At 63.0% G+C, this 706-nt stretch carries 1 protein-coding gene; it reads right to left on the bottom strand.

What is annotated here, in order from left to right:
* The coding region (locus NZU74_20435; protein MCS6883697.1) for an NEW3 domain-containing protein at positions 1–706 on the bottom strand (706 nt) is incomplete at both ends.

The following is a 706-nucleotide window of genomic DNA, read 5'->3' as shown; positions in this document are numbered from 1 at the left end:
CGCAATGGTTGATGAGCCGCTGTTGCGTAAAGTATGCGTAAAGACGACCGTGCCTCCCGGAACGCCATTGGCGGTCGTGCCCGCCGAGAGTTCCGCCCCATCAGTGCTGTTTACCGTAACGCTGTCCACTACCTCGGCATTCACCGCCGGATTGCCTTGCGAAGTGGCGCGAATGGTAGCCGTCGCCGTTGTGCCGGCGGCAATACCGGTGGGGACAGTGATCTGCACGGTGACAGGAATGCTGGTATTGCGGGCCAGTATTGGCGTCGTGACCGGATCGACCGTTCCCGTCCACCCGCTTGGCAGCCCGCTGAGGCTGAGCGTAAACCGGTCGGGTGCGTTGCCGGTGTTGGTCAAGGTATGGGTAAAGGTGACAGTTGCCCCCGGATCGGCATTGGCGTTGAGTGGCGTAGGCGCGAAGCTCAGATTGCGGATTGTCCTCACGGTCACAGTGGCGGTGGCGCTGGCCGCGCTGTCGGGGGCAGGCGGAGTCTGGCCGCCATTGCGGGCAATAGCCCGCACTTCGACTAGCGTATCACCGCCATCGGCAGTCGCTGGCACCCCAACTTGCAGCGTATAGGTGCAGGTGCTGCCATTAGCCGGTACTGGCGAGGGGCAGGTGGTACTGGCACTAAGCAGGCTCCAGCCGGACGGCAAGGTCTGCTCGAAGTCAAATGGAGCCGGCGCGTTACCACCATTGCGCACG

The organism is Chloroflexaceae bacterium (assembly GCA_025057155.1).
Classification (GTDB): Bacteria; Chloroflexota; Chloroflexia; order Chloroflexales; family Chloroflexaceae; genus JACAEO01.
Note: the sequence above shows the minus strand (reverse complement) of the source record. Positions and strands in the feature narration are given on the sequence as shown.